The organism is Mesorhizobium sp. M0664 (assembly GCF_040320565.1).
GTDB lineage: Bacteria > Pseudomonadota > Alphaproteobacteria > Rhizobiales > Rhizobiaceae > Mesorhizobium.
In genome coordinates this window covers 82450-103378 of the sequence record NZ_JAMYPW010000020.1, presented here as the reverse complement: position 1 = coordinate 103378, position 20929 = coordinate 82450, and the positions used below count along the sequence as shown (strand labels likewise).

The 20929-nt window shown below is 58.4% G+C and carries 24 protein-coding genes and 1 tRNA gene; 15 read left to right on the top strand and 10 right to left on the bottom strand.

The window, feature by feature from the left end; all coding sequences use genetic code 11:
- Nucleotides 1-293: 293 nt before the first annotated feature.
- Nucleotides 294-1523 carry a tyrosine-type recombinase/integrase gene (locus NKI39_RS19270; protein ID WP_352833638.1) on the top strand — a complete coding sequence of 410 codons (1230 nt, stop codon included), beginning with the start codon at nt 294-296 and terminating at the stop codon, nt 1521-1523.
- Nucleotides 1524-1532: 9 nt separating this feature from the next.
- Here NKI39_RS19270 and NKI39_RS19265 read toward each other — a convergent pair whose 3' ends face one another.
- Nucleotides 1533-2396 carry a hypothetical protein gene (locus NKI39_RS19265; protein ID WP_352833636.1) on the bottom strand — a complete coding sequence of 288 codons (864 nt, stop codon included), beginning with the start codon at nt 2394-2396 and terminating at the stop codon, nt 1533-1535.
- Between the two features lie 79 nt (nt 2397-2475).
- On the opposite strand from NKI39_RS19265, the gene NKI39_RS19260 reads away from it, so the two are divergent.
- A complete protein-coding gene (locus NKI39_RS19260) occupies nt 2476-2736 on the top strand; it encodes a helix-turn-helix domain-containing protein (protein WP_352833633.1) in 261 nt (86 codons plus the stop codon).
- Between the two features lie 43 nt (nt 2737-2779).
- On the opposite strand, the gene NKI39_RS19255 is transcribed toward NKI39_RS19260, so the two are convergent.
- Complete coding sequence (locus NKI39_RS19255) at nt 2780-3097, bottom strand: hypothetical protein (RefSeq protein ID WP_352833630.1); 318 nt, start codon at nt 3095-3097, stop codon at nt 2780-2782.
- A gap of 488 nt (nt 3098-3585) precedes the next feature.
- Here NKI39_RS19255 and NKI39_RS19250 point away from each other — a divergent pair, with 488 nt between their 5' ends.
- From NKI39_RS19250 to NKI39_RS19235, 4 genes are all read left to right on the top strand, one after another.
- Complete coding sequence (locus NKI39_RS19250) at nt 3586-4152, top strand: recombinase family protein (RefSeq protein WP_352833627.1); 567 nt, start codon at nt 3586-3588, stop codon at nt 4150-4152.
- Nucleotides 4153-4181: 29 nt separating this feature from the next.
- On the top strand, nt 4182-5069 hold the full coding sequence (locus tag NKI39_RS19245; RefSeq protein ID WP_352833624.1) for a hypothetical protein: 888 nt from the start codon (nt 4182-4184) through the stop codon (nt 5067-5069).
- A gap of 42 nt (nt 5070-5111) precedes the next feature.
- A complete protein-coding gene (locus NKI39_RS19240) occupies nt 5112-5837 on the top strand; it encodes an HNH endonuclease (protein WP_352833621.1) in 726 nt (241 codons plus the stop codon).
- A 66-nt stretch (nt 5838-5903) separates the two neighbouring features.
- Nucleotides 5904-6821, top strand: a complete 918-nt coding sequence (locus NKI39_RS19235; protein ID WP_352833618.1) for a hypothetical protein — start codon at nt 5904-5906, stop codon at nt 6819-6821.
- Between the two features lie 28 nt (nt 6822-6849).
- On the opposite strand, the gene NKI39_RS19230 is transcribed toward NKI39_RS19235, so the two are convergent.
- Nucleotides 6850-7191: a hypothetical protein gene (locus NKI39_RS19230; protein ID WP_352833615.1), complete on the bottom strand. Its 342-nt coding sequence runs from the start codon at nt 7189-7191 to the stop codon at nt 6850-6852.
- A 127-nt stretch (nt 7192-7318) separates the two neighbouring features.
- On the opposite strand from NKI39_RS19230, the gene NKI39_RS19225 reads away from it, so the two are divergent.
- Both NKI39_RS19225 and NKI39_RS19220 read left to right on the top strand, forming a co-directional pair.
- Nucleotides 7319-8230, top strand: a complete 912-nt coding sequence (locus tag NKI39_RS19225; protein WP_352833612.1) for an AlbA family DNA-binding domain-containing protein — start codon at nt 7319-7321, stop codon at nt 8228-8230.
- 1 nt (nt 8231) lies between these two features.
- Nucleotides 8232-8912 carry a hypothetical protein gene (locus NKI39_RS19220; RefSeq protein WP_352833609.1) on the top strand — a complete coding sequence of 227 codons (681 nt, stop codon included), beginning with the start codon at nt 8232-8234 and terminating at the stop codon, nt 8910-8912.
- A gap of 50 nt (nt 8913-8962) precedes the next feature.
- Here NKI39_RS19220 and NKI39_RS19215 read toward each other — a convergent pair whose 3' ends face one another.
- The 7 genes from NKI39_RS19215 to NKI39_RS19185 form a co-directional block, all read right to left on the bottom strand.
- Complete coding sequence (locus NKI39_RS19215; protein WP_352833606.1) at nt 8963-9304, bottom strand: hypothetical protein; 342 nt, start codon at nt 9302-9304, stop codon at nt 8963-8965.
- A gap of 221 nt (nt 9305-9525) precedes the next feature.
- Nucleotides 9526-10821, bottom strand: coding sequence for a virulence-associated E family protein (locus NKI39_RS19210; RefSeq protein ID WP_352833603.1), 1296 nt, complete (start codon nt 10819-10821; stop codon nt 9526-9528).
- Nucleotides 10818-11033, bottom strand: a complete 216-nt coding sequence (locus NKI39_RS19205; protein WP_352833600.1) for a hypothetical protein — start codon at nt 11031-11033, stop codon at nt 10818-10820. The genes NKI39_RS19210 and NKI39_RS19205 overlap by 4 nt, the downstream gene beginning before the upstream one ends.
- Before the next feature lie 101 nt (nt 11034-11134).
- The gene (locus tag NKI39_RS19200) at nt 11135-11554 is read right to left on the bottom strand and encodes a hypothetical protein (protein ID WP_352833597.1); all 420 of its coding nucleotides are present in this window, start codon (nt 11552-11554) and stop codon (nt 11135-11137) included.
- Complete coding sequence (locus tag NKI39_RS19195) at nt 11541-11837, bottom strand: hypothetical protein (RefSeq protein ID WP_352833594.1); 297 nt, start codon at nt 11835-11837, stop codon at nt 11541-11543. The genes NKI39_RS19200 and NKI39_RS19195 overlap by 14 nt, the downstream gene beginning before the upstream one ends.
- Before the next feature lie 12 nt (nt 11838-11849).
- Nucleotides 11850-12056: a helix-turn-helix transcriptional regulator gene (locus NKI39_RS19190; protein ID WP_352833591.1), complete on the bottom strand. Its 207-nt coding sequence runs from the start codon at nt 12054-12056 to the stop codon at nt 11850-11852.
- Between the two features lie 536 nt (nt 12057-12592).
- Nucleotides 12593-12682, bottom strand: a tRNA-Ser gene (locus tag NKI39_RS19185).
- 461 nt (nt 12683-13143) lie between these two features.
- On the opposite strand from NKI39_RS19185, the gene NKI39_RS19180 reads away from it, so the two are divergent.
- The 7 genes from NKI39_RS19180 to NKI39_RS19150 all read left to right on the top strand — a co-directional run bounded on the left by NKI39_RS19180 (nt 13144) and on the right by NKI39_RS19150 (nt 20926).
- Nucleotides 13144-13875: a hypothetical protein gene (locus tag NKI39_RS19180; RefSeq protein WP_352833589.1), complete on the top strand. Its 732-nt coding sequence runs from the start codon at nt 13144-13146 to the stop codon at nt 13873-13875.
- A 271-nt stretch (nt 13876-14146) separates the two neighbouring features.
- Nucleotides 14147-15370, top strand: coding sequence for a septal ring lytic transglycosylase RlpA family protein (locus NKI39_RS19175; protein ID WP_352833586.1), 1224 nt, complete (start codon nt 14147-14149; stop codon nt 15368-15370).
- Between the two features lie 101 nt (nt 15371-15471).
- Nucleotides 15472-16632 (top strand): D-alanyl-D-alanine carboxypeptidase family protein, encoded by a 1161-nt coding sequence (locus NKI39_RS19170; protein ID WP_352471861.1) that lies wholly within the window; start codon nt 15472-15474, stop codon nt 16630-16632.
- Between the two features lie 64 nt (nt 16633-16696).
- Nucleotides 16697-17371, top strand: a complete 675-nt coding sequence (gene tmk / locus NKI39_RS19165) for a dTMP kinase (protein ID WP_352833584.1) — start codon at nt 16697-16699, stop codon at nt 17369-17371.
- Nucleotides 17368-18423 carry a DNA polymerase III subunit delta' gene (locus NKI39_RS19160; protein WP_352542015.1) on the top strand — a complete coding sequence of 352 codons (1056 nt, stop codon included), beginning with the start codon at nt 17368-17370 and terminating at the stop codon, nt 18421-18423. Before tmk ends, NKI39_RS19160 begins: the two co-directional genes overlap by 4 nt.
- A 122-nt stretch (nt 18424-18545) precedes the next feature.
- A complete protein-coding gene (gene metG, locus NKI39_RS19155; RefSeq protein ID WP_352815662.1) occupies nt 18546-20132 on the top strand; it encodes a methionine--tRNA ligase in 1587 nt (528 codons plus the stop codon).
- Complete coding sequence (locus tag NKI39_RS19150; protein WP_352815551.1) at nt 20132-20926, top strand: TatD family hydrolase; 795 nt, start codon at nt 20132-20134, stop codon at nt 20924-20926. Before metG ends, NKI39_RS19150 begins: the two co-directional genes overlap by 1 nt.
- The last annotated feature ends 3 nt before the right edge of the window (nt 20927-20929 follow it).

Below are 20929 nucleotides of genomic sequence, written 5' to 3'. Positions count from 1 at the left end.
TTGCAGACCATCGACAACCCGTTCGGCACGAGGTTGTCACCCATGTCTTAAGTACAATCTGTTACCCATGTCTCCGGGTTGGACAAAGGACGGATATGGCGGAGGGAGTGTCCTTCCGCCTAACTCACGCCCAGTTCCGCCTAGTTCCGAAAGCTCAATAATCGCAATGCGATAACAGTCTAAATCGCTCCGACGAATTCTGCCCAATTCCGGCCAAACCCAGCACTTGTTTGTGGGTTGAATTGTAGGTACGTTTCATCGTCGGAAAATATGAGTTGCGAGATGGGACCCCTATGGCCAAGACGATCAACAAACTCAGCGCCATCGAGGTGGCGAAGAAATCCAAGCCGGGCATCTACAGTGACGGCGACGGGCTCTATCTGCAAGTCGCCAAGAGCACTTCGAAGGCTGCGAAGCCGGGGGACGTCTCCAAGTCCTGGCTCTTCCGCTTCATGCTTGCGGGCAAGGCCCGGTATATGGGGCTTGGCGACGTCAACACCTTCTCCCTTCAGGAGGCACGAAAAAGGGCCCGTGAAGCCCGCCAGAAGGTCGCTGATGGCATCGATCCAATCGAGGAACGGAAAGAGAAGAAATCTACCTATCGCGCCGACGACGCTAAGCGGATCACGTTCAAGCAGGCGTCCGAGCGCTATATTGCCGCGCAGAAGGCGGGTTGGAAGAACGCCAAACATGCCGACCAGTGGCGCAACACTCTCGCCACCTACGCTTGGCCGTTCATCGGGGAACTGCCGGTGGCGAAGGTCGAGACCGCCCACGTCCATCAGATACTGGACCCAATCTGGGAAACGAAAACCGAGACCGCTTCGCGTGTCCGAGGCCGGGTCGAGTCGGTGCTTGATTGGGCGACCGTGAGGGGCTTCCGTCCAAAGGGTGATAACCCGGCCCGGTGGCGCGGCCACCTCGACAAGGCGCTGCCCGCACGGGCGAAGGTCGCGAAGGTCCAGCATCACGCGGCGATGCCTTACGCAGACGTTCCAGCATTCATGACGCGGCTTCGCGCGATGGACAGCATCTCGGCCCGCGCGCTTGAGTTCACGATCCTGACCGCCGTCCGCACTGGCGAGGCGATCGGCGCGACTGATGGGGAATTCGACTTCGCGAAGAAGCTCTGGACCATCCCCGCCGAGCGCATGAAGGCGGACCGACCACACCGAGTCCCGCTCTCCGATCGCGCGATCGAGATCTTGAAAAGCATTCCGCGTGAGGCGGACAGCGCCTACATTTTCCCAGGCGCCCGCAAGGGGAAGCCACTCAGCAACATGGCGATGCTGGAGCTAGTGCGTGGCATGGAGGGGATGGGGGGCTTAACCGTTCACGGCTTCCGCTCCACCTTCCGCGATTGGGCGGCGGAGCGTTCGAACTTCCCGCGCGAAATCGCGGAGGCGGCTTTGGCACACGTCCTTAGCGACAAGACCGAGGCCGCGTATCAGCGCGGCGATCTGTTGGACAAGCGGCGCAAACTCATGAGCGCATGGGCTGGCTTTGCGGGGACGGCCAAGTGAAGTCGGAGGTCATTTGGAAGAGGCTGAACCTTTGGCTCTGACAATGAAGCTTGAAGAGATGTCTTTGCAGACCGCTTCAAATTTCTGAAAATTCCTCTTGTGCTCATCCAGCCCGATTGGGTCGGAATCGAAGATTTTTTTCAAGACTCCATTATTCTGCCGCTCAGCGTTGCCGTAGCCACCCCAGCTAAGTTTGCCTTGTATCAGCTTCTCGGCGGCATCGGTTTCCGCTTGGTAGTAGGTCACCATATCGGGCCAATCTGCCGCCTTGGCGAGTTCATTCATTTGGGCGCTCTCGAAACCGCTAACTTTCAATGCCCAGGCGGTGTCGTTTCCACCTTTTTGGAGGTTGTGGGCAACGGTATCGCGGTAGTTGGTACTTATGGCTCCCCTTACGCACAGTACCACGGACCTTTTCTCGGCCGAGGTTAGCCCAGCCAGCTCTCCCTTGGGGTCAGCCGGCAACGATGTTTGTTTTACGCTCGCATCGTTCTTAATATCTTCGCCAGCTGTCATCTTGACCGCGAGCCGCTCCCAGCACTCGATCACCTCTTTGTAATCCCTGGTCTGACCGTAGCACGACGCCATTGCTTCGCTTACCTCGAATTGGTCGTATCGAGTCGCACTTCGAAGAATACCCTGCAGCGCAGTCTCTTCGCGGGGGTGGAGCGCTTCTAGCTCTGAGCGACAAACGCTATCGGATTTGTTTTCCGAGATGCATCGTTCGTAATACCGAAGGACGTGCGCCTTCTTAAGTTCCACTGAGGCATTTAGCGTCTCGATCAAGCCGTGGGAGAGTGCGTGTTCCGGTGCCAAAAGAAAGCAGGCTCCCGCAAGCAAACGGGCTTTAGTTGAAAATGTGTTCATACCCATGCCACGCCCCTCGTATACTCCGGAAATCATCGTCTTATATGACGTGGTTTCATAGAGTGCCAGATGTTGCTCTGACTAAATGGATGTCAGGGAACGGGTCGGCTGGAATGTCCGGCGCTTACGGGTCGAGAGGGGCATGTCGCAGGATCATCTTGCGTATGCCGCTGACATCGAGCGCGCCTATGTCGGGTACCTGGAGCGTGGCAAGCGGAACGCGACTATCAGCACACTCGAAAAGGTGGCGATAGTCCTCGGGCATGACGTCTCCGAGTTGTTCGCCATCCCTCCAAAGGACGCCGAACCGATTGCGCCCCTGAATCCAGGCAGACGGAAAGGGTGAGGGTATTGCTGCTATCTAGCCCGGCGAGACCCTGCATTTGGTTTCAGTCTTCGGGAGGATCAAACATGGTGGACATCAGTTCTTTGCACCAATCGTCACCGTCGATCTTGCCGAATTCGCTTATCGCTTTGTTCAGGACTTTTCGATCTTTGAAGCCGTAATACACCGAAAGATACAAAAAAAGGCCCATCGGGGTCTGGAGTTTGGACTTCAGCCAATCGTCATCGGAAGCCCCGGCGCTCGCGAGAAAGTTTTTAGTTCGCGCGTTTTGTTCGTCAATGTGCACCACCGCAAGGTCATTAATGACCATCGGCTCGTCATCGACGTTCCAGAGAATTAGAGCTTTGCTCTCCGCCACCATTTTTCGCCACCTAATCCTTTGAGTGTCACGACTCCGAACAATCTGCCCCCTAGCACGCCGGTTTCAAAAATTCGCGCAAAATTTGCGAGGGACCTGGTGCGGGGGATGGCCGGGGGTGCCATCAGCGAAAGCCCCTCTGCGACCATTGGAAATGAGGGGGGTGGGGTCCTCAAAAGCCATATCGATGTGCGCCTCGCACACGGCCCACAACGCGCGCCGACGTTGCCCCGGTCATTCGTGCGCCAATGCGTTGAACGCGCGTACACGGCCCGCCCACGGCCACGCCGCGCACGACCGTCCGATACCCCGTCCATCGCCCGTTGCGGCACACGGCAAAAGCCAGCCCGAGGCTCAGTATCACATGGGCTTGCCCTAGCGATTCTCTGCGGCAGCCCGGTTTTCGGTATCACACAAATCCGAGTTGACTTTTTGATACGGCAGTATCACAGTCTCTTTGAGTTTATTGAGACTCATCGGAGGCCTTTATCATGTCCACCACCGCCCTCATTGGCTACGCTCGCACATCCACCGCCGATCAGAAAGCAGGGCTTGAGGCGCAATTGCGCGACCTCCAAGCGGCGGGTTGCACCAAGCTCTTTCGAGAGGAATTGTCCTCGGTCGCCACCAATCGACCGGAACTTGAACGCGCGCTGGACTACGTCCGCGAGGGCGACACGCTTATCGTCACCAAGCTTGACCGGCTCGCGCGGTCTGTTGCGGACCTTGTGGCGATTACTAAGGCTTTGCGGGCCAAGGGCGTTGCACTTCGCATTCTTTCCATGAACCTCGACACCGCCACGCCCACCGGCAAGCTCATGTTGAACCTGCTAGGCTCCATTGCGGAGTTCGAACGGGAATTGATGCTTGAGCGCCAACGCGAAGGGATAGCCAAAGCGAAGGCCGAGGGGAAGTACAAGGGGAGGGCGCCGACTGCGCGCGCGAAGGCGAAGGATGTGCTTAAGCTGAAAGCGGATGGGCTGACGGGCGATGCCATCGCCGCAAAGCTGGGGATTGGACGGGCGAGCGTATTTCGCATTCTTCGCGATACAGCTTAATGTCGTCTCATGAAGGTAACGAGTATCGTATGGAAGAGGCAGCATTCGAAGAGGCGCAAGACGGCTTAGCAGCGCGGCCGGTGACAATGGAGCGTTACCGGGAGCTCCTTAGGGCGTTTGATGCTACTGTCTGTGAAGCATTGGCGGTCGGTCAGGCGACATCGGGTCGGATGGCGGAGCCGCATGTTGGATACGGCACCCACATATTTGCGAGAATTTGCGGCCACGCGGTTTCTTTCGTTCGAGCGGCTCCGCACTCCAGGTGGGTCAAATCAGACTCAGAGAATTGGGACTTCTCGGCCATAGCCGGCCATGCCCGGTCAATTGTGGAAGGCTACCTCTTTTTCGCATACATGACTCACCCTCCTGCCAATGCCGAAGAGTTGAACGCTCGTGTCAACGTCATGCACCTTTACGATTGCACAAAACGTATCCGTGTGCTGGGCGGTGTTGTTGATAAGACGATGCTTGAGGACTTTGAGAAATCGGCGGAGGAAATCCGGAAACGCCTAAAACAAAATGGTTGGTTCTCTCAGCTAAAAGATACCTTGCAAGAGAAACTTTTGAAGGGGGGAGAACTCACGATTTTGAGTCGTCCTGAGCAGCTTGAACTCGTAGAATGGAAAGCCCGCGAGTTTTATATGTTCTGGGACATCCTTTCCCAGTATGCCCACATTCTGACGTTCTCTTTCTATCGGATGGAGCACAACGGTAGAGGAACCGGAATTAACAACGACGCTGACCGATTTTATATCGGCCTCTTCCTGGAGCACTGTGCAGAGGTGCTGTCGGACTGCGTGGATCGAATGATTGTGCTTTTCCCCGACGCGGCGCCGGTGCGCAAAGGAATCGACTCCAAATTTTCGCCCGGACCGAGGCGAAATTTGCCGCGCGAACGCAAGAGGAAAAGACGTTAGTTCGATTAAGCAGGGGTTCCGCATATTAAAGGGGAAATCGCAATGCCTGTAACAAGCGGCTCGGGTAATCCAAAGTGGACGCGTGACGAGACCCTACTGGCGCTAGATCTGCTCTACCGTCACGGGAAACCAGTGGATAAAAACCACACGGACGCCGCGGAGTTGTCGCGGCTGCTGCGCGCAGCCAATATCTATCCAGCGACAGAACGAAAAGACAGCTTCCGGAACTCCGATGGAGTAGCGTTAAAAACGCAGAATCTGTTTTCGGCCTTGCACCCCGAACGACGCCTCAGTTCATCCGAAATGGATAGAGCGGTCGTCGTCGAGTTTACAAGCAGCCGAAAGTTCGAACTGGCGGAGATCGCCTCTGCAATCCGGCAAGCGCTTGCCAGCAATCCTTCCGACGCGATGGAGGACGATGATGATCTTGAAGTGCCGGAAGGCAAGGTTTTGGCTAGGCGACATCGCCAGAGAGACCGGAGACTGCGAACGCGATTGATCGAAAAGAGGCGTACCGGCGGGCTTAGATGCGAGATCTGCGATTTTGCGGTGAGCACCAGTGCGGCCAAATCCACCGATAGTTTTTTCGAAGCGCACCACATTACTCCACTAGCAGTGGCAGAGGGGGAGCGAACAACCCGCCTTTCGGACATGGCTTTGGTGTGCGCCTGCTGTCATCGGTTCATTCATCGGCTGATAAGCGACAGCAAGCGCTGGGTGGGCATCACTGAAGCGGCAGAAGCCCGAAAAAAGTCATTGATGTTTTGAGCACTCGACAGCAGTGCTGTCCCGCTGTGAAGCGTCATATCGGTTCGCGACCAAAGGGAGCAGCAAATGTCAGATTCTAAAGCGCACCTGCCAAAAAAGAAGAAATGCTGCTTCGTTGTTTGCCCGATTGGCGAAGAAGGTAGTCCCACGAGGCGACATGCCGACTGGCTACTTCATGAGATAATTGAACACGTCCTTGAAGCTTATTTTACCGACCAATTTGAAGTGATACGCGCAGACAAGATCGATCAACCCGGCATGATCGACGCGCAAATTATCAGCCACCTATTGGACGACGATTTGGTGATCGCCGACATGACAGAGCTGAACCCAAACGTTTTTTATGAAATTGGCATACGGCATATGAAAGAGCTGCCGATAGTGCACATCGTAAGGAAGGGGGGAATCATTCCCTTCGATGTGAAGTTATTCAGAGCAATCCCATACGACTATGCAGACACGACTGAGCTCAGGACGGCCAGAGCGGATTTGCGGCGAGCCTTGGACGCAGTACTCCAACCCGATTACAAGCCGGACAATCCAGTTATTCGCGCTCGTGGCGTCGTTAAACTCGTTGAAAGCGCTGCGCCCGAAACCGCCATTATACAACAGCAGCTTGGCGAGATATCTAGGCGGCTATCAGCAATTGAGAACAACGATATGCTCTCTATCGCGCGATATGGCCAAACACGCGGCGATATCGAATTGAACAATTTTCTGGCACGACGCCCGCCGACAGGAACTGCTTTTACTATAGAGATTTTTCCGACTTATAGCGAAAATGAGGCACAAAAAATAATTTCGTCAATACAGAACATCGTTAAATCTCTCGCCGGCAACGCAGCATTCTATAATTTTGGAGCAACTGTACTAATAAAGATTGATACAATTCTTGCGGATGCTACGCGTAATTCTATACTGCAAATCGCTTCATCTCATCCAGGTGTTAAAGAAGTGAAAATTATACCGTCTCAAAAACAATAGACGCTTACATGATTTCGGCACCCGCGCGTCAGGCTTTGCCCGCCGTTGAACTTTCCTCGTCCAGCGCTTGCGGCACCGGCAAGTAGGCGTTGGCCATTAGCCACTCGTCCAGAATTGTCTCGACTAGATCGAGCTTAGGCTTACCGATCTCAGCCGCCAGCCCATTCAGGACTTCGTCTATGCCCGGCGCAAGAGCGATCCCACCAACGTTCCTAAGCAGAAGCGCGGCCCGTCGCAATAGCACCTGCAAATCGGTTCGGGACGCATCCGCGATGTGGTCGGCGGCGCTTTCGAGTTCCTGAACAAATTGGTGGCGAGACATCGACGCGATCTCCTGGGCTGCGGTCGAGAAACTGATTTCGACGCTCATTTGTTAGAGTGAACAAAATGCGAACAAAAGAGTCAAGTGTCGCCTTGACGGGGCGGGCAAATGCTCCTCATTTCATGGCATGCCTGAGCAACCCGACAAATGGCCGCGAGGCGCGCCCTGGACACTGATGCATGCCCACAACGCTGGGCAGGTGGCCCGCATCACCTGTGGCCTTTGCAACATCAAACGTTTCTATAAGCCGCTCGAACTCCGGGAGGTGATCGGCAACGTCACCATTGATCAGGTGCGGACAAAGGTCCGCTGCGAAAAGTGCGGCCGAAAGGAATCGATGAGAGCGGAGTTATTCCATCCTGTCGGGCAGGAACTAGAGACCATCCACTTTCGGCGACTGGTCGAGATCCGGTGGGAGAGGCGGGTGGTATGGCGGGATGAATCGCGGAGGCGACTTCTCGGCAACTTTGTTCTTGACGTCGCTGCATTGCCCTACTCAATAAAGAGCAGGAGGGGTGCAATCATGACCACTGACGAACTTGAAGCGCTTCTAGCTGGCGCTGAGGAAACGGATCGGCTCGAATTCAAGCAGGGGATGGCTTGGGACAAGCATTCGCTGGCCAAAGACATCTTGGCAATGGCAAACGTTCAGGATGGCGGCCGCATCGTAATAGGCATCGAGGATGAAACCCTTGCGCGCCAAGGTATCAGCGAGGAGCAACGTAACTCCTACTCTCCTGACCAGATGCGCGACCAGATTGCCGAGTACGCCGATCCGGAGGTCATCTTCTCGGTGCGCATGCCCGTTGATGCCGCCGGGCGGCGATATGTTGTCATTCAGGTGTCACCGTTCGAAACACTGCCAGTGATCTGCAAGAAGGATGGCCCGGATATTACCAAGGGAACGATCTACTTTCGCAGCCCAGCCCAAAAGCCGCAGAGCGCTCGAATTTCAAATTCTACTGATATGCGTCGCGTGATTGAGCAATCGATCGCAAAGAGATGGGCTGGGTTGCAGCAAATCGGTCTCGCTGGCGCCGCGGCTGCTCCTGCCTATGATTACGACAAGGAACTCGGGGATTTTTAAAATGGACGAGGCGCTGCTGAAAGACATCGAAGGGGCGGGATATTGGCGTATCAATCTTCGGCCGCTTTCTGTGCTTGCTGAAAAGCTCTCCTTTCAAAAGTGTCGAGATGTGGTGTCCGCCAGTAGCGTCGAACTCAGAGGATGGGACTATCCCCACGTGGTGCGGGGAAACGATCAATATGGTGGCACTTCTAATGGCGATGGCTTTTTTGAAGCCTGGGTAAGCTTTATGATGCAGCGAGAATTCTGGCGGATGTACCAGAGTGGGCAATTCCTCCACTACCGCTCGATGTGGGAAGATCGAGACGATTTCCCCGGTATGCCGGCCCGGCCATTCCTCTCAATCGAAGGCGTTATCTATCTCTTCACTGAAATAACTGAGTTTGCCAGCCGGTTGGCTGCCGCACTGGCATTAAAGGATGGGCTTGGGATTTCAATTGAAGCCCGCCAGACAAGCGGCAGGCGGCTTTGGGTGGGACAGAATCGAATGCCGTTTTTTGAGCCGAAAACTACCGCCGCCGAAAAAGTCATGATCGAAGCTCGTTTGATGGTGGATGGGCTTCAAAACCCACAACGGCTCGCGTTGGCAATGTGCAAAGAGTTCTTTGATCGTTTCGGCTGGAACCCGTCTGACGACCAAATCCAAGGAGATCAAGTGCGGCTCTTGAAGCGGCAATTCTAAACCAGCCGCAGGGAATTCGACGCTCGATGTTGCCGTCCGAATAAGCGCGCCTAATTCGTCGCCTTTCGCTTCGCCTCTACCCGCAGCCTCGCCGCCTCCAGTCGCAGGCCAATCCCTTCCATCGGGTCCGCACCCCTGGTCGTTCCGGGCGACACGCGCCGCGCCTCGACCTTGCGAAGCAATTCCAGCGCTTTCAACTGCAAGCCCACGCCCTGCTTTGGGTCCTCCGCCACCCCCATCAGGAACTGGTAAGTGAGGTCGAACACCTCGGGCGGGGCCTCGTACTCAATGATGGCCTTAGCGGCGTCGATGGAGCGCGCAACCGGCACCTCCGGTGATGTCATGATGTCCAGCAGCTTTCGCAGCGCAGGGCTGATTTCGGGGTCGTTCATTTTTCGCTCCAATGGGCGCTAGTTACCGTGGTGTAGCCGTCCGAGTTGAGATGACGGCTACTAGATTGCCATGACATTTCAATGTTTTGGGGGTGTGTTACCGTAGTTACCGTAGTTACCGATGAAAAACCGATTGGGTGACCGCGATACTGCACGCCGGGAGAAGTCATAGCGGGACAACGGCTACACGGTAACAACGGTAACGGAACACAAGAGCCATATTACCCCTCCTTTACATAGCCCTTTTCCAACGCGCCCCCGACCCGGAACGCCCTCGGCCCGTCCCATCCGAGGCGCCTCATGCAGTCGCCAAGGCGCAACATGTCCCGGCGAGACGCTGACCCAAATTCCATGCCAAGGCAGTTCTCGAAGATGGCATGGGTCGGGATGCGCAGTTCGCTGCCAACGCGCTGTGCCGTCTCTGGCAGCTTTCTTTCCAAGATGTCTTCCCAAGGGTCACTCGCAAAGCGCTCGGCCTGGCGCTCGGCTGCAGCGGCCCAAAGGCTTTCGGGAATGGTGATCGGGTCGGGAGCATCCGGGTCGGCCGCGGCGGCTTCCGCCCAAAGCTGATGGCGTGCGTCCGCCAATGCGACTAGATCAATCTTGCCAGTCGCGACCGGCCAGAAGCGGCGGTTGCCTGTCGGGTCTTTCAGGTACTGCGCATCGTTCGTAGTGCCTGCGAAAATGCAGCGACGAGGTAGCTCCTCGACCGACTTCTGAAACGCGCCCCGCGCTCGGTCAACCGTCTTTGAGACGAACTGCTTTATTCCCCTGATATCGGCACTGCGCAAGCCGACCAGTTCGGGCAGTTCGACGATCCACTTTCCCTGAAGCAGTTCTTGCTGTTCCTTCGATCCTTGGCCGATCACAATCTCGTCCGAAAAGAAGTCCTCGCCACCGGCCATTATCTTCAGGGCGCTCGATTTGCCGCGCCCCTGCTGACCTTCCAGCACCAACACGTAGTCGAACTTGCAGCCGGGACGACGCGCCCTCCGAACGCCGGCAATGAGGAACGCCCGTCCAAAGGCTCGGGTCAGCCGGTTATCCTCCGCGCCGAGATAGACGCTCAACCAAGTGTCGATCCTCGGTACTCCGTCCCACTTCTGCGCATCGATGTAATCGAGCACCGGGTTGAATGAGTTCTCTCGCGCCAAGATGCGGATTGCATCGCGAGTGTGGTTTTGCTCCGGGTCGAAGCCGAACTTCTGAATGACGGCGCGCCTCACATGCAGCACGATGTCTTCCATTGTCACGCCGAGGTGCGTTTCAAGTCCGTCGCACACGACGCGCTGCCGGAACTCATCGAAGCGGAACACGATACCGAGCTCTCGGATCGCTCGCTCCGCGTTGTCTAGCGAAGCAGCTATGCCGCTCGGATTTCGAACCCGAGTCATTTCCGTTGAGGCCTCGGCCTTGACCACCGCGCCACCGTTCGAGGACTGCTGCTTTCTCACCAGCTGCTCCGCGAACATTTTAACCAGCGGAGACCCGCTGCCGTCTTTCACCACGTCAGTCATCCGCCATAGAACCTCGTCTCGCGAGCCAGTAATCTCTCGCACGCTTCAAGAATGGCCGCGCGCGCAGCGACCAGCGGCGCCGACGGCGGAGCCTCGTCGATTCGATCCACCGCATCCATCAGACGCTGCCACCCGGAGCCAAACTCTTGCAGCGGATCGGGCGGCTTCCGCCGCTTTGCCCGCACATCATTCAGATTGATTATCGTTGCCATCGTTTCGGCTCCTTTCATCTCGCCAGCACGACACACGGAAAAAGCGAGGGCCGCGAGCGCAGGGAGATGTCGCGGCCTCGCTTCCCGGCACCTTCGGCATCTCAAAGCGGTTCAAGCGGGGCGCTCTCGTCAAAGAAGGCGCGTCGCCTTAGTTCCGCCTCCACCAACGCACTCACGTGCGCTTCGTGGTCCAGCAGTTCGGCGCTGGGCTCGATCCCCATGATCCGCATCGTCGCGGTGATCGCCTGATACGCTTCGATCACGGCCCACGTCGGAGCGCGCTTCAAGGGCTCGATCTCGGCTAGCCACGCCGCAGAGTGCTCGATAAAGAGCCGGCGAAACGCCCCTTCCACTTCGAGCCATGCGCCGGACAGCCACATCAGCGCCTGCATAACTGCCAGCACGTTGTCCGACGCGGCCATCACTTGGCTCGCCAAGTCACAGTCGGCGAAACGAAGCCCGGCGAGAATTCGCCGAGCCTCCGCCTGCGTGCTTCGCTTGCGCCACTTAGCATTCGCCATCGCCGTTCGCCTTCACGAAGACGGAGAGGAGATACGCCGCCACCACCGGATACGAGCGAACGATGGAGGAAAAATCGGCGGGCGCATCCGGCGCGAGTGCCAGAAGTTCCCCCGCCACTCTCTCGGTATCAGTCTGCAGGCGCTGATCCCGCTCGTGGGCTTCGTGAAGTTCGGAGCGCCACGGTTCGTTCGTCAGGGGCATCTCCCTGGCGCGCTTGGGTGCGCTCTCCGCGTAATAGTTGTCGCCTTTAGTAAGTATGGTGTGGGAGTTTTGGTCTGCCATGTTCATTCCTCCTTACGCCGCTGCCGAAGCATCGCGCTTCGCGAGGCAGCGCTCTTGCCATTCGGTCACGTCGGCCAATCGCCACGCGACAGCCTTCGGCCCGATCTTCGTCGGTCGGGGAAAGCTTCCCGATTTCATCTGTTCGTACAGCGAACTGGTCTTCAGCCCCGTTAGTCTTTCGACCTCCGGGCGTCTTATGAAAGTGTCGGCGGTGCTCATGTTTCACTACTCCTTTTGTCGACAGTATTGCCGAAGAACAATTCAATAATACCACAGAATATCGTTTGGCAATCGGCGGCATCAAAAACAAAAACAACAACAAAAACAACGGTTTATGTGCAGCCATACCAAATGCTGCAACAAGTATTACTGAGCCTGTGATAGTCGATTTTCTTAATTGAGCGGGGGGGCGTAGCGCAGCATTTCCCCCTCCGAGCGGGTGACTCCCAAACGGAACTGCCGCGGGAAGGAGTCGCCAGAATCGGGCGCCGGATCCACCTGACCGATATGGCTTTTCCACCCGGTGTAATAACCATACTTTGCCCCTGGGGGCCGCCACGTTGCCGAGTCCGCTGACGGACGGGCCGGAGGAAGGAGTCTTTGAGCGGGCATTCGGGATGGGGAGTCGCCACGCGTAGCGCCCCCGACAGCGATTCGTGACCGTTGGCCGGGCCGAAAATTTGTTGTTTTAGATTTGTGGGTGGCGCACGGGTCGCCAAAAATAAGTAAACAAAATCAATTACTTAACTTGGAATTGGCGGAGGGAGTGGGATTCGAACCCACGGTGGGCTTGCACCCACGCCGGTTTTCAAGACCGGTGCCTTAAACCGCTCGGCCATCCCTCCAAGGTGATATTTCAATCACCTTAGGATATCGCGAGAGGAGCGGGTTCGAGCTGTCGGTACCGGATTGGCACCAGGACGTTCCCCGACCGGTTCGCGCTCCATTCCTGTAAAGCCGCATTCGACGCCAAGTCAACCGTGGCAGCCGCACCTTTCGGCGCGATCCGGGGCGGTGAGCAGCGTCATAGCGAGCTGTGTTTGTGCTGAGTGTGGAAAATCGTTTTTAAAACCCGCACGGACTATTAATCGTTGAGCGCTGATATGTGGAGCGCATTAGGCACATGTAACTAAATCGTATTCCGGAGTTGATTTTGGCCGTACTTGGCGCTCTCCCGCCCGGTCTTCGCTGTAGACCAATCCGCGAAACCGACTGGGAGGGAGTGGTTGATTGCCTGTGCAGGGGCTTTCCGGCGCGTAACCGGAGTTACTGGATACACGCTCTGACCCGCTTGTCGCAGCGGCCTGTGGTTGCCGAGTTCCCACAATATGGCTTTGCTTTGGAGCATGCCGGTCGGATCGTCGGCGTTGTGCTCACCCTTTATGCTCGCTATCAGGGGTCGGAGAGCGAGGAAATTCGCTGCAATCTTTCAAGCTGGTCAGTCGATGCAGATTTCCGTCCCTATGGCGCCATGTTGGTTGCGGCGGTTCTCAAGCGGAAGGACGTGACCTACACGAACATTTCGCCGGCACAAGCGACATTGAAAGCCAACCGGGCGCTAGGCTTTCGGCTCTTCTCCAGCGGACAATTTACCTTCTTGCCGGCTTTGAGTTCGGCGCAGCGGTCATGTCGCGTGGTCGAAGTGCGTCCCGATCTCCCGGAATTGGCGATGCTGCCCGAGAGTGAGAGATACATACTGTCGGAACACGCCGCGCTGGGCTGCCTGTCGTTGATCTGCATTTGCGACGGAGCAGCGTTCCCCCTGGTGTTGATGCCGCGCCGAATGTTGCACGGTGTTATCCAGTGCCATCAGGTCATCTATTGCCGCTCGCTTGCGGATTTGAGCCGCTGCGCCGGCCCGATGGGGCGCTTTCTCTTGCGAAGCGGAATCCTGGTTTGCTTTGTCGACGCCAAGGAGCCGATTCCAGGTTTGGTGGGATGGTACCGGCCCAACAAGGGGCTGAAATACTTCAAGGGTCCCAGACCACCCGCACCTGGAGATCTGACGTTCACCGAGCTTGTGATCTTCGGTCCCTGAATCTGCGCTCGCAGCCAGGCCAAGCCAAGGGCAACGCGCCACGAACCGCATTGCTGATCGATCAGCGATGATTTTCATGCCGATCGGCGAGGCGGTCCGTGCCACAATCTCGCCCGGTTCCGACCACAATCGGTTAATACGGTGATAAACAATTCCTGCGCACAAAAAGGATTGGGGTAGGGCGTCGCCGGCGTTTCTGGAGTGGGTGCTTTGGCATCGCTGACGTTCATGCTGCGGTGCCTTCGTCGATGCTATAGGGGACAATCAAAATATGCAGACCACGGCGCGCCCGCGTCTTCGTCGCGCTTCCGCTTTCGCGCTGTTTGCCTTGTCGGCAGCCTTTCTTGCAGCATGTGCCGGGCCGCAGCAAAGGGCGATGGTCAACAAGAAACCTCGCTCCAAGGAATATTTTTCCGAAGCCGAATACGGCGTGAAAGCCAGCCCGCGCGTCATGTTCAAGACGTCTCGCGGACGCGACCAGCTCGGCAAGCCCTATCAGGTGCGCGGCAAGTGGTATTATCCGAAGGAAGACAAACGTTACGCCAAGGTTGGCCTCGCATCCTGGTACGGTGAGGCCTTCCACGGCCGGTTGACGGCCAACGGCGAAGTCTACGACATGGCAGATCTGACGGCGGCGCATCCGACCATGCCGCTGCCGAGCTATGCGCGGGTCACCAACATGAAGACCGGCAGCTCGGTGATCGTGCGCGTCAACGACCGCGGGCCCTATCATGATGGACGCATCATCGATGTGTCGAAGCGCGCTGCTGAAATGCTCGATTATGCCAGTGTCGGTACGGCCGAGGTGAAGGTTGAATATGTCGGCCGTGCGCCGCTCGAAGGCAATGACGGGCAGTATCTGGTGGCTTCGTATCGTCCAGGCAACAGGGCGCCGGATCCGTCGGACGGTCTGCCCAGCGGCGTCATGGTCGCGATGAATGGGCCGTCGCCAAGCCTGCCGGTGAGCGCTGCTGCCGTGCCGTTCCCCGGTCAGCTGACGAATTCCGGGCAGGGATCCGATGCACGGCCTGTCATGGCGGTGCAAGCATCTGCTTCGGGAGACATTGTACTGCCCGATTTCGGCCCGATCGTGCCGGAGCGTCCGGAGATCAACCTGCCGGCGCAATCGCCGTTCACCATGGCGTCGCTGTCTTACGCCGACGAGCGCGTGCAGCGCGCCTCTAACGCGTTTGCCGGGCTGGATCGCACCGGCATGTCGTCCGCCGAGCTTCTTCAACCGTGGAAGCGGCAAGCCCCTCCAGCCGGGTCGCCCACCGCCTATGTCGCGGCGGGTTCATTCGAGAATGCCGCCGAAGCGGAGCGTGTGGCGGCCCAGCTTTCCAGCTTCGGCAAGACCGAAATCCAGCGCTCGGAACTTGAAGGCAAGGACTGGTACTCGGTCAACCTCTTTGCCGACGGTCGTGGCAGCCTGGACGAGATGCTGCAGGCAGCGTGGTCGCATGGTGCGCCGGATGCGCTTGCTGTACGCAACTGAGCTTGGGGCTGCCTGGTTTTTTCGCGCGCGATTGATCCGCCAGGCAAAAGCCTGATAGCTTCTGCCAACTTGCAAAAGCGCCGGCTCATTGGTCGAACCTGATGAAATCTTTTCACCCTTTCACCGGGCTTGTGGCGCTCGGCCTGCTGCTGCTCTCGCTTGCGCAGGCCTCAGCTCAGCTTTTCGAGACCAAGGCCGCCCAGGCCTTCATGATCGATGCCGAAACCGGAACCGTGCTGTTTTCCAAGGACGCCGACAGGTTGATCCCGCCGGCCTCGCTGGCCAAGCTGATGACGATGGAAGTGGCTTTCGACGCCATCAAATCAGGGCGCATGACGCTCGATGACACCTTCGTGGTGAGCGAGAACGCCTGGCGCAAAGGCGGCGCTCCTTCGGGGACATCGACCATGTTCGCCAAGCTCAAGTCGACGATCCGGCTGGAAGACCTGATCCAGGGCGTGACCGTGCAGGCGGCCAATGACGGCTGTATCGTCATCGCTGAAGGGATGGCCGGGTCCGAAGCAAACTTCGCGGCGCAGATGACCGGGCGTGCCCGCCAGATCGGCTTGCAGAAATCGACTTTCGTCAATTCCACCGGTCTGCCGGCCGATGGGCAGCAAACGAGCGTTCGCGAACTCGCGCTTCTGGCGCTGCATATCTGGCGCAACTACCCGGATCTCTACCGCTATTACGGCCAGAAGGATTTTACCTGGAACAAGATTTCCCAGAGGAACCGCAATCCGCTACTGGCCATGGACATAGGCGCCGACGGGCTCGCGGTCGGTGCCAGCGAGCAATCCGGGTTCGGCATTGTCGGCTCGGTCAGCCACAACGGCACAAGGGTGATCGCGGCGATGAGCGGTCTGGCAAACGACCGTGAGCGGGCTGAGGAAGCGCGAAAGCTGCTCGACTGGGGCGTTCGCTCCTTCGAGAAGACTGAAGTATTCGCCAAGGACGAAGTGGTTGGCGAAGCCCAGGTCTTTGGCGGTGCCAAGTCCGGTGTCGCGTTAAAGGCAAAAGGACCGGTGCAGATCTTCCTGCCGATCACCAACCGCGACAAGCTCACCGCCAGGATCGTCTATGACGGACCGGTGGCAGCGCCGGTGGAGGAGGGGCAGCCGGTGGGTACGCTGCGCGTCTGGATCGGCGATACGCTGAGCCAGGAGACGCCGCTGTTTGCCGCCGAGTCGATCGGTGTCGGTTCGCTTCCGCAGCGCGCGCTCGACGCCGCCAAGGAACTGGCCGTCGGCTGGCTGCGTTAGCACCGTCGCGGTGGACCTTTTTTTCCGCCGGGACTATACGGTCCCCGAAGTATGGACAAAGGCTTTGGCGCGCGGATTTTTCATCACTTTTGAAGGCGGCGAAGGAGCAGGCAAGTCGACGCAGATCGAGCGGCTGGCAAAGAAGATGCGCGCCAAGAAATACGATGTGCTGGTGACACGTGAGCCGGGTGGCTCGCCGGGCGCGGAGGCGGTCAGGCATGTCCTGCTTTCAGGCGCAGCCGAGCCGTTCGGCCCCAAGATGGAAGCTCTGCTTTTCGCCGCTGCGCGTTCCGACCATGTCGAACAGGTCATCCGGCCGGCAGTCGAGCGCGGTTCGGTCGTACTTTGCGATCGTTTCATGGATTCCTCGCGCGTCTACCAGGGCGTCACCGGCGGCCTCGACCCGGCATTCATGGACGCATTGGAGAAGGTCGCCATCAACGGCATGGTGCCGGACATGACACTGATCTTCGACATCGACCCCGCCGAGGGCCTGAGGCGCGCTACCGCCCGGCGGGCCAGCAGTGACGGACCGGACCGCTTCGAGAAAGAAACATTGGCCATCCACCAACGCCGGCGCGAGGCGTTTCTCGCGATCGCCTCAGCTGAACCCGAACGCTGCGTTGTCGTCGATGCCTCAGCCGACCTAGATGCGGTGGAGGATGTCGTTACCGCCGCGGTCTTCGCGGCTCTCGAGAGGATGATGCCGGCGCAAAGAAAGCAGGCGGCGCCAGCATGATTTTCGAACGCATCGCGCCCGAACAGCACGACACGCTGGACGGGGTGCCCGAGCCATCCGAGACGCCGCGTCTTGTCGGTCACCTGCAGGCGGCCAACATGCTCGCCACCGCTTACCGCTCGGGAAAGCTGCCGCACGCACTGATCTTTGCCGGACCGGTTGGCATCGGCAAGGCGACGCTGGCCTTTCACCTGGCGCATCATCTGTTGAAGCACCCGGCCTTCGAGCAGGCGCCGGAAAGCCTTGCCGTTCCAGATCCGGCTTCGTCGCTGTTTCGACAGATCGCCACCGGCGCGCATCCTTCGGTGCTGCATCTTACACGCCCGGCGAACGACAAGACCAAGAGCTTCAAGACAGTGGTCACGGTCGACGAAATCCGCAAGGTCAGCCGTTTTCTGTCGCTGACCTCGCACGACGGCAGCTACCGGGTGGTTATCGTCGATCCCGCCGACGACATGAACACCAATGCTGCCAATGCCTTGCTGAAGAATCTTGAAGAGCCACCCGCGCGCACCTTATTCATCCTCATCGTCCATGCGCCGGGCAGTCTGCTGCCGACGATCAGGTCGCGCTGCCAGATGGTGCGGTTGGCGCCGCTCGATGCCGAGAGCTTGATGACGGTTCTGGAGGGCATCGAGCCGCCGCCACCGGAGGATCCTGCGGCGCGCGCGGCGCTGGCGGAGCGGTCAGGGGGCAGCGCGCGCAATGCGATCCTGTTGACGCAGTATGGCGGGCTCGAAATCGCCGCCACCCTCGACGCTCTGGTGATGTCCAAGAAGTTAGATGTCGCGGCGGCCTACCGTCTTGCCGAGGCGGTCGCCGGCCGCGACCAGGCGATCCCGTTCGAGATATTCAATCGCCGTGCGCTTGATCTGCTGTCGGCCGGCGCCAGCCAGGCCGCGCTCGTCGGCGATCTCGCGCGAGCCAAAACGCTGTCGGATACTTGGCACGCGGCTTTGAACGCTATATCTGAAACCGAGACCTACAACCTCGACAAAAAGCAGCACGCCCTGACCATGATCGACCGCCTGAATTCTGCAATGCGAATGTGACGGCCGCTGGCGTGGCTTTTGAAGCCCCTGAGTATTGATTCCCAATCAATCGCAGGAACTTCGAAGCCACCACATTGGCGTCGGATGGCAATTGCCGTTTCGATGCGATATCTCACCGCGACATCTTTCATTCAGACATTCATGACGGCTCATCCATGGCACGCGAAAAATACTACGTCACGACGCCGATTTTCTATCCGAACGGCAAGCCGCATATCGGCCATGCCTACAATGTCATCGCCAGCGACACGCTGGCCCGCTTCCAGCGGCTCGATGGCAAGGACGTCTTCTTCGTCTCGGGAACCGACGAGCACGGTTTGAAGATGCAGCAGACGGCGGACGCCGAAGGCCTGACGCCGAAAGCGCTTGCCGATCGCAACTCGGCGATCTTCCGCTCGATGCTCGAAGCGACCGGTTGCTCGAACGACGTTTTCATCCGCACCACCGAAGAGCGTCATTACAAGGCCTGCCAGGCGATCTGGACGCGCATGGCTGAGAATGGCGACATCTACCTCGACCGCTACAGTGGCTGGTATTCGGTGCGGCAGGAAGCCTATTTCGACGAGGCCGAAACCAAGGTCGGTGACGACGGCGTGCGCCGCGAACCGCTCGGCTCGCCTGTCGAATGGACCGAGGAAGAGAGCTATTTCTTCCGCCTTTCCGCCTATCAGGACAGACTGCTCGCGCTCTATGAGAACAGCCCCGAGTTCGTCGGACCGGCGGAGCGGCGCAATGAAATCATCAGCTTTGTCAAATCCGGCCTGAAGGATCTGTCGATCTCGCGCACCACATTCAAATGGGGCGTGCCGGTGCCCGGCGATGAGAAGCATGTGATGTATGTCTGGGTCGATGCCCTAACCAATTACATCACCGCCGCCGGTTATCCGGATCCGACCAATGAGAGATGGTCTTTCTGGCCGGCGAACGTCCACGTCATCGGCAAGGATATCATCCGCTTCCACGCGGTCTACTGGCCGGCATTCCTGATGTCGGCCGGCATCGAATTGCCGAAGCGCGTGTTTGCGCATGGTTTTCTGTTCAACCGTGGCGAGAAGATGTCGAAGTCGGTCGGCAATGTCGTCGACCCGTTCGCGATGATCGAGCACTACGGCCTCGACCAAGTGCGCTATTTCTTCATGCGCGAAGTGCCGTTCGGCCAGGACGGCAGCTACAGCCATGATGCAATCGTCAACCGCACCAATGCCGACCTCGCCAACGATCTCGGCAATCTGGCGCAGCGCTCGCTGTCCATGATCGCCAAGAACTGCCGCGGCGTGGTGCCTAAGCGCGGCGAATTGAGCAATGCCGACAAAGCGATCCTCGATCAGGCAGATACCGCCCTTGTCACGGCGCGCAGGACGATGGCCGACCAGGGCATCCACTTTGCTCTGGCGGCGATCTTTGGCGTGGTGGCCGAAGCCAACCGCTATTTCGCCGGGCAGGAGCCATGGGCACTGAAGAAGACCGATCCGGCGCGCATGGAAACGGTACTGTGGACGACCGCTGAGGTGATCCGGCGTGTCGGGTTGCTGTGCCAGCCCTTCATTCCGCAGTCGGCGGCAAAGCTACTAGACCTTTTGGCGGTGCCGGCCGGCAGCCGTAATTTCGAGCATGTCGCGGAAGGCCATTCGCTGGTATCCGGTACGCCGCTGCCGGCGCCGGAACCGGTATTTCCACGCTATGTCGAGCAAACGGATACAAGCGCCTGATGCTGGTCGACAGTCACTGCCATCTCGACTTTCCGGATTTCGCCGAAGAGCGGGCGGCCATTGTCGCCCGCGCCCTAGCGGCCGGCATCGGCCGAATGGTGACGATCTCGACGAGGGTGAAGCGATTTAACCAAGTGCTTGAGATTGCAGAGACTTTCGATGAGGTCTATTGCTCGGTCGGCACCCATCCGCATAATGCGGCCGAAGAGCTTGATGTCACTGTCGATGATCTGGTGCGGCTCTCTGCTCATCGCAAAGTGGTGGCGATCGGCGAGGCCGGACTCGACTATTTCTACGATCATGCGCCGCGCGACGCACAGGCGCAGGGCTTTCGCACCCACATCGCCGCGGCGCGCGTGACCGGTCTGCCGCTGGTCATCCATTCGCGCGACGCCGACGACGACATGGCTAATATCCTCGAAGAAGAAACAGGGAAGGGCGCCTTCCCCTTCATCCTGCACTGTTTTTCGTCGGGACGCCGGCTGGCCGAGATCGGCGTGGCGCTCGGCGGGTACGTCTCGTTTTCCGGAATCCTGACCTTCAAGAACTCCGCCGAGCTGCGCGCCGTCGCCGCCGATGTGCCGCGCGACCGTCTGCTGGTCGAAACCGACGCGCCATACCTGGCGCCGATCCCGTTTCGCGGCAAGCGCAATGAGCCCGCCTATGTCGCGCATACAGCCAAGGTGCTGGCCGAGACGATCGGCGTCAGCGATGCCGAGATCGCTGACATCACCACGGATAACTTCATCCGGCTGTTCAGGAAAATGCCGCGCCCGAGCGCGACGGGCGCCTGACGC

What these genes read in the sequence shown, in the direction of transcription:
- NKI39_RS19265 (WP_352833636.1), bottom strand. Translation starts at nt 2,396, where the DNA reads ATGGGTATGAACACATTTTCAACTAAAGCCCGTTTGCTTGCGGGAGCC.
- NKI39_RS19245 (WP_352833624.1), top strand. Translation starts at nt 4,182, where the DNA reads ATGGAAGAGGCAGCATTCGAAGAGGCGCAAGACGGCTTAGCAGCGCGG.
- NKI39_RS19240 (WP_352833621.1), top strand. Translation starts at nt 5,112, where the DNA reads ATGCCTGTAACAAGCGGCTCGGGTAATCCAAAGTGGACGCGTGACGAG.
- NKI39_RS19250 (WP_352833627.1), top strand. Translation starts at nt 3,586, where the DNA reads ATGTCCACCACCGCCCTCATTGGCTACGCTCGCACATCCACCGCCGAT.
- NKI39_RS19160 (WP_352542015.1), top strand. Translation starts at nt 17,368, where the DNA reads ATGATTTTCGAACGCATCGCGCCCGAACAGCACGACACGCTGGACGGG.
- NKI39_RS19150 (WP_352815551.1), top strand. Translation starts at nt 20,132, where the DNA reads ATGCTGGTCGACAGTCACTGCCATCTCGACTTTCCGGATTTCGCCGAA.
- NKI39_RS19215 (WP_352833606.1), bottom strand. Translation starts at nt 9,304, where the DNA reads ATGAACGACCCCGAAATCAGCCCTGCGCTGCGAAAGCTGCTGGACATC.
- NKI39_RS19195 (WP_352833594.1), bottom strand. Translation starts at nt 11,837, where the DNA reads ATGGCAGACCAAAACTCCCACACCATACTTACTAAAGGCGACAACTAT.
- NKI39_RS19210 (WP_352833603.1), bottom strand. Translation starts at nt 10,821, where the DNA reads ATGACTGACGTGGTGAAAGACGGCAGCGGGTCTCCGCTGGTTAAAATG.
- NKI39_RS19170 (WP_352471861.1), top strand. Translation starts at nt 15,472, where the DNA reads ATGAAATCTTTTCACCCTTTCACCGGGCTTGTGGCGCTCGGCCTGCTG.
- NKI39_RS19270 (WP_352833638.1), top strand. Translation starts at nt 294, where the DNA reads ATGGCCAAGACGATCAACAAACTCAGCGCCATCGAGGTGGCGAAGAAA.
- NKI39_RS19260 (WP_352833633.1), top strand. Translation starts at nt 2,476, where the DNA reads ATGGATGTCAGGGAACGGGTCGGCTGGAATGTCCGGCGCTTACGGGTC.
- NKI39_RS19200 (WP_352833597.1), bottom strand. Translation starts at nt 11,554, where the DNA reads ATGGCGAATGCTAAGTGGCGCAAGCGAAGCACGCAGGCGGAGGCTCGG.
- NKI39_RS19205 (WP_352833600.1), bottom strand. Translation starts at nt 11,033, where the DNA reads ATGGCAACGATAATCAATCTGAATGATGTGCGGGCAAAGCGGCGGAAG.
- NKI39_RS19230 (WP_352833615.1), bottom strand. Translation starts at nt 7,191, where the DNA reads ATGAGCGTCGAAATCAGTTTCTCGACCGCAGCCCAGGAGATCGCGTCG.
- NKI39_RS19190 (WP_352833591.1), bottom strand. Translation starts at nt 12,056, where the DNA reads ATGAGCACCGCCGACACTTTCATAAGACGCCCGGAGGTCGAAAGACTA.
- NKI39_RS19175 (WP_352833586.1), top strand. Translation starts at nt 14,147, where the DNA reads ATGCAGACCACGGCGCGCCCGCGTCTTCGTCGCGCTTCCGCTTTCGCG.
- NKI39_RS19225 (WP_352833612.1), top strand. Translation starts at nt 7,319, where the DNA reads ATGCATGCCCACAACGCTGGGCAGGTGGCCCGCATCACCTGTGGCCTT.
- NKI39_RS19220 (WP_352833609.1), top strand. Translation starts at nt 8,232, where the DNA reads ATGGACGAGGCGCTGCTGAAAGACATCGAAGGGGCGGGATATTGGCGT.
- NKI39_RS19235 (WP_352833618.1), top strand. Translation starts at nt 5,904, where the DNA reads ATGTCAGATTCTAAAGCGCACCTGCCAAAAAAGAAGAAATGCTGCTTC.
- NKI39_RS19255 (WP_352833630.1), bottom strand. Translation starts at nt 3,097, where the DNA reads ATGGTGGCGGAGAGCAAAGCTCTAATTCTCTGGAACGTCGATGACGAG.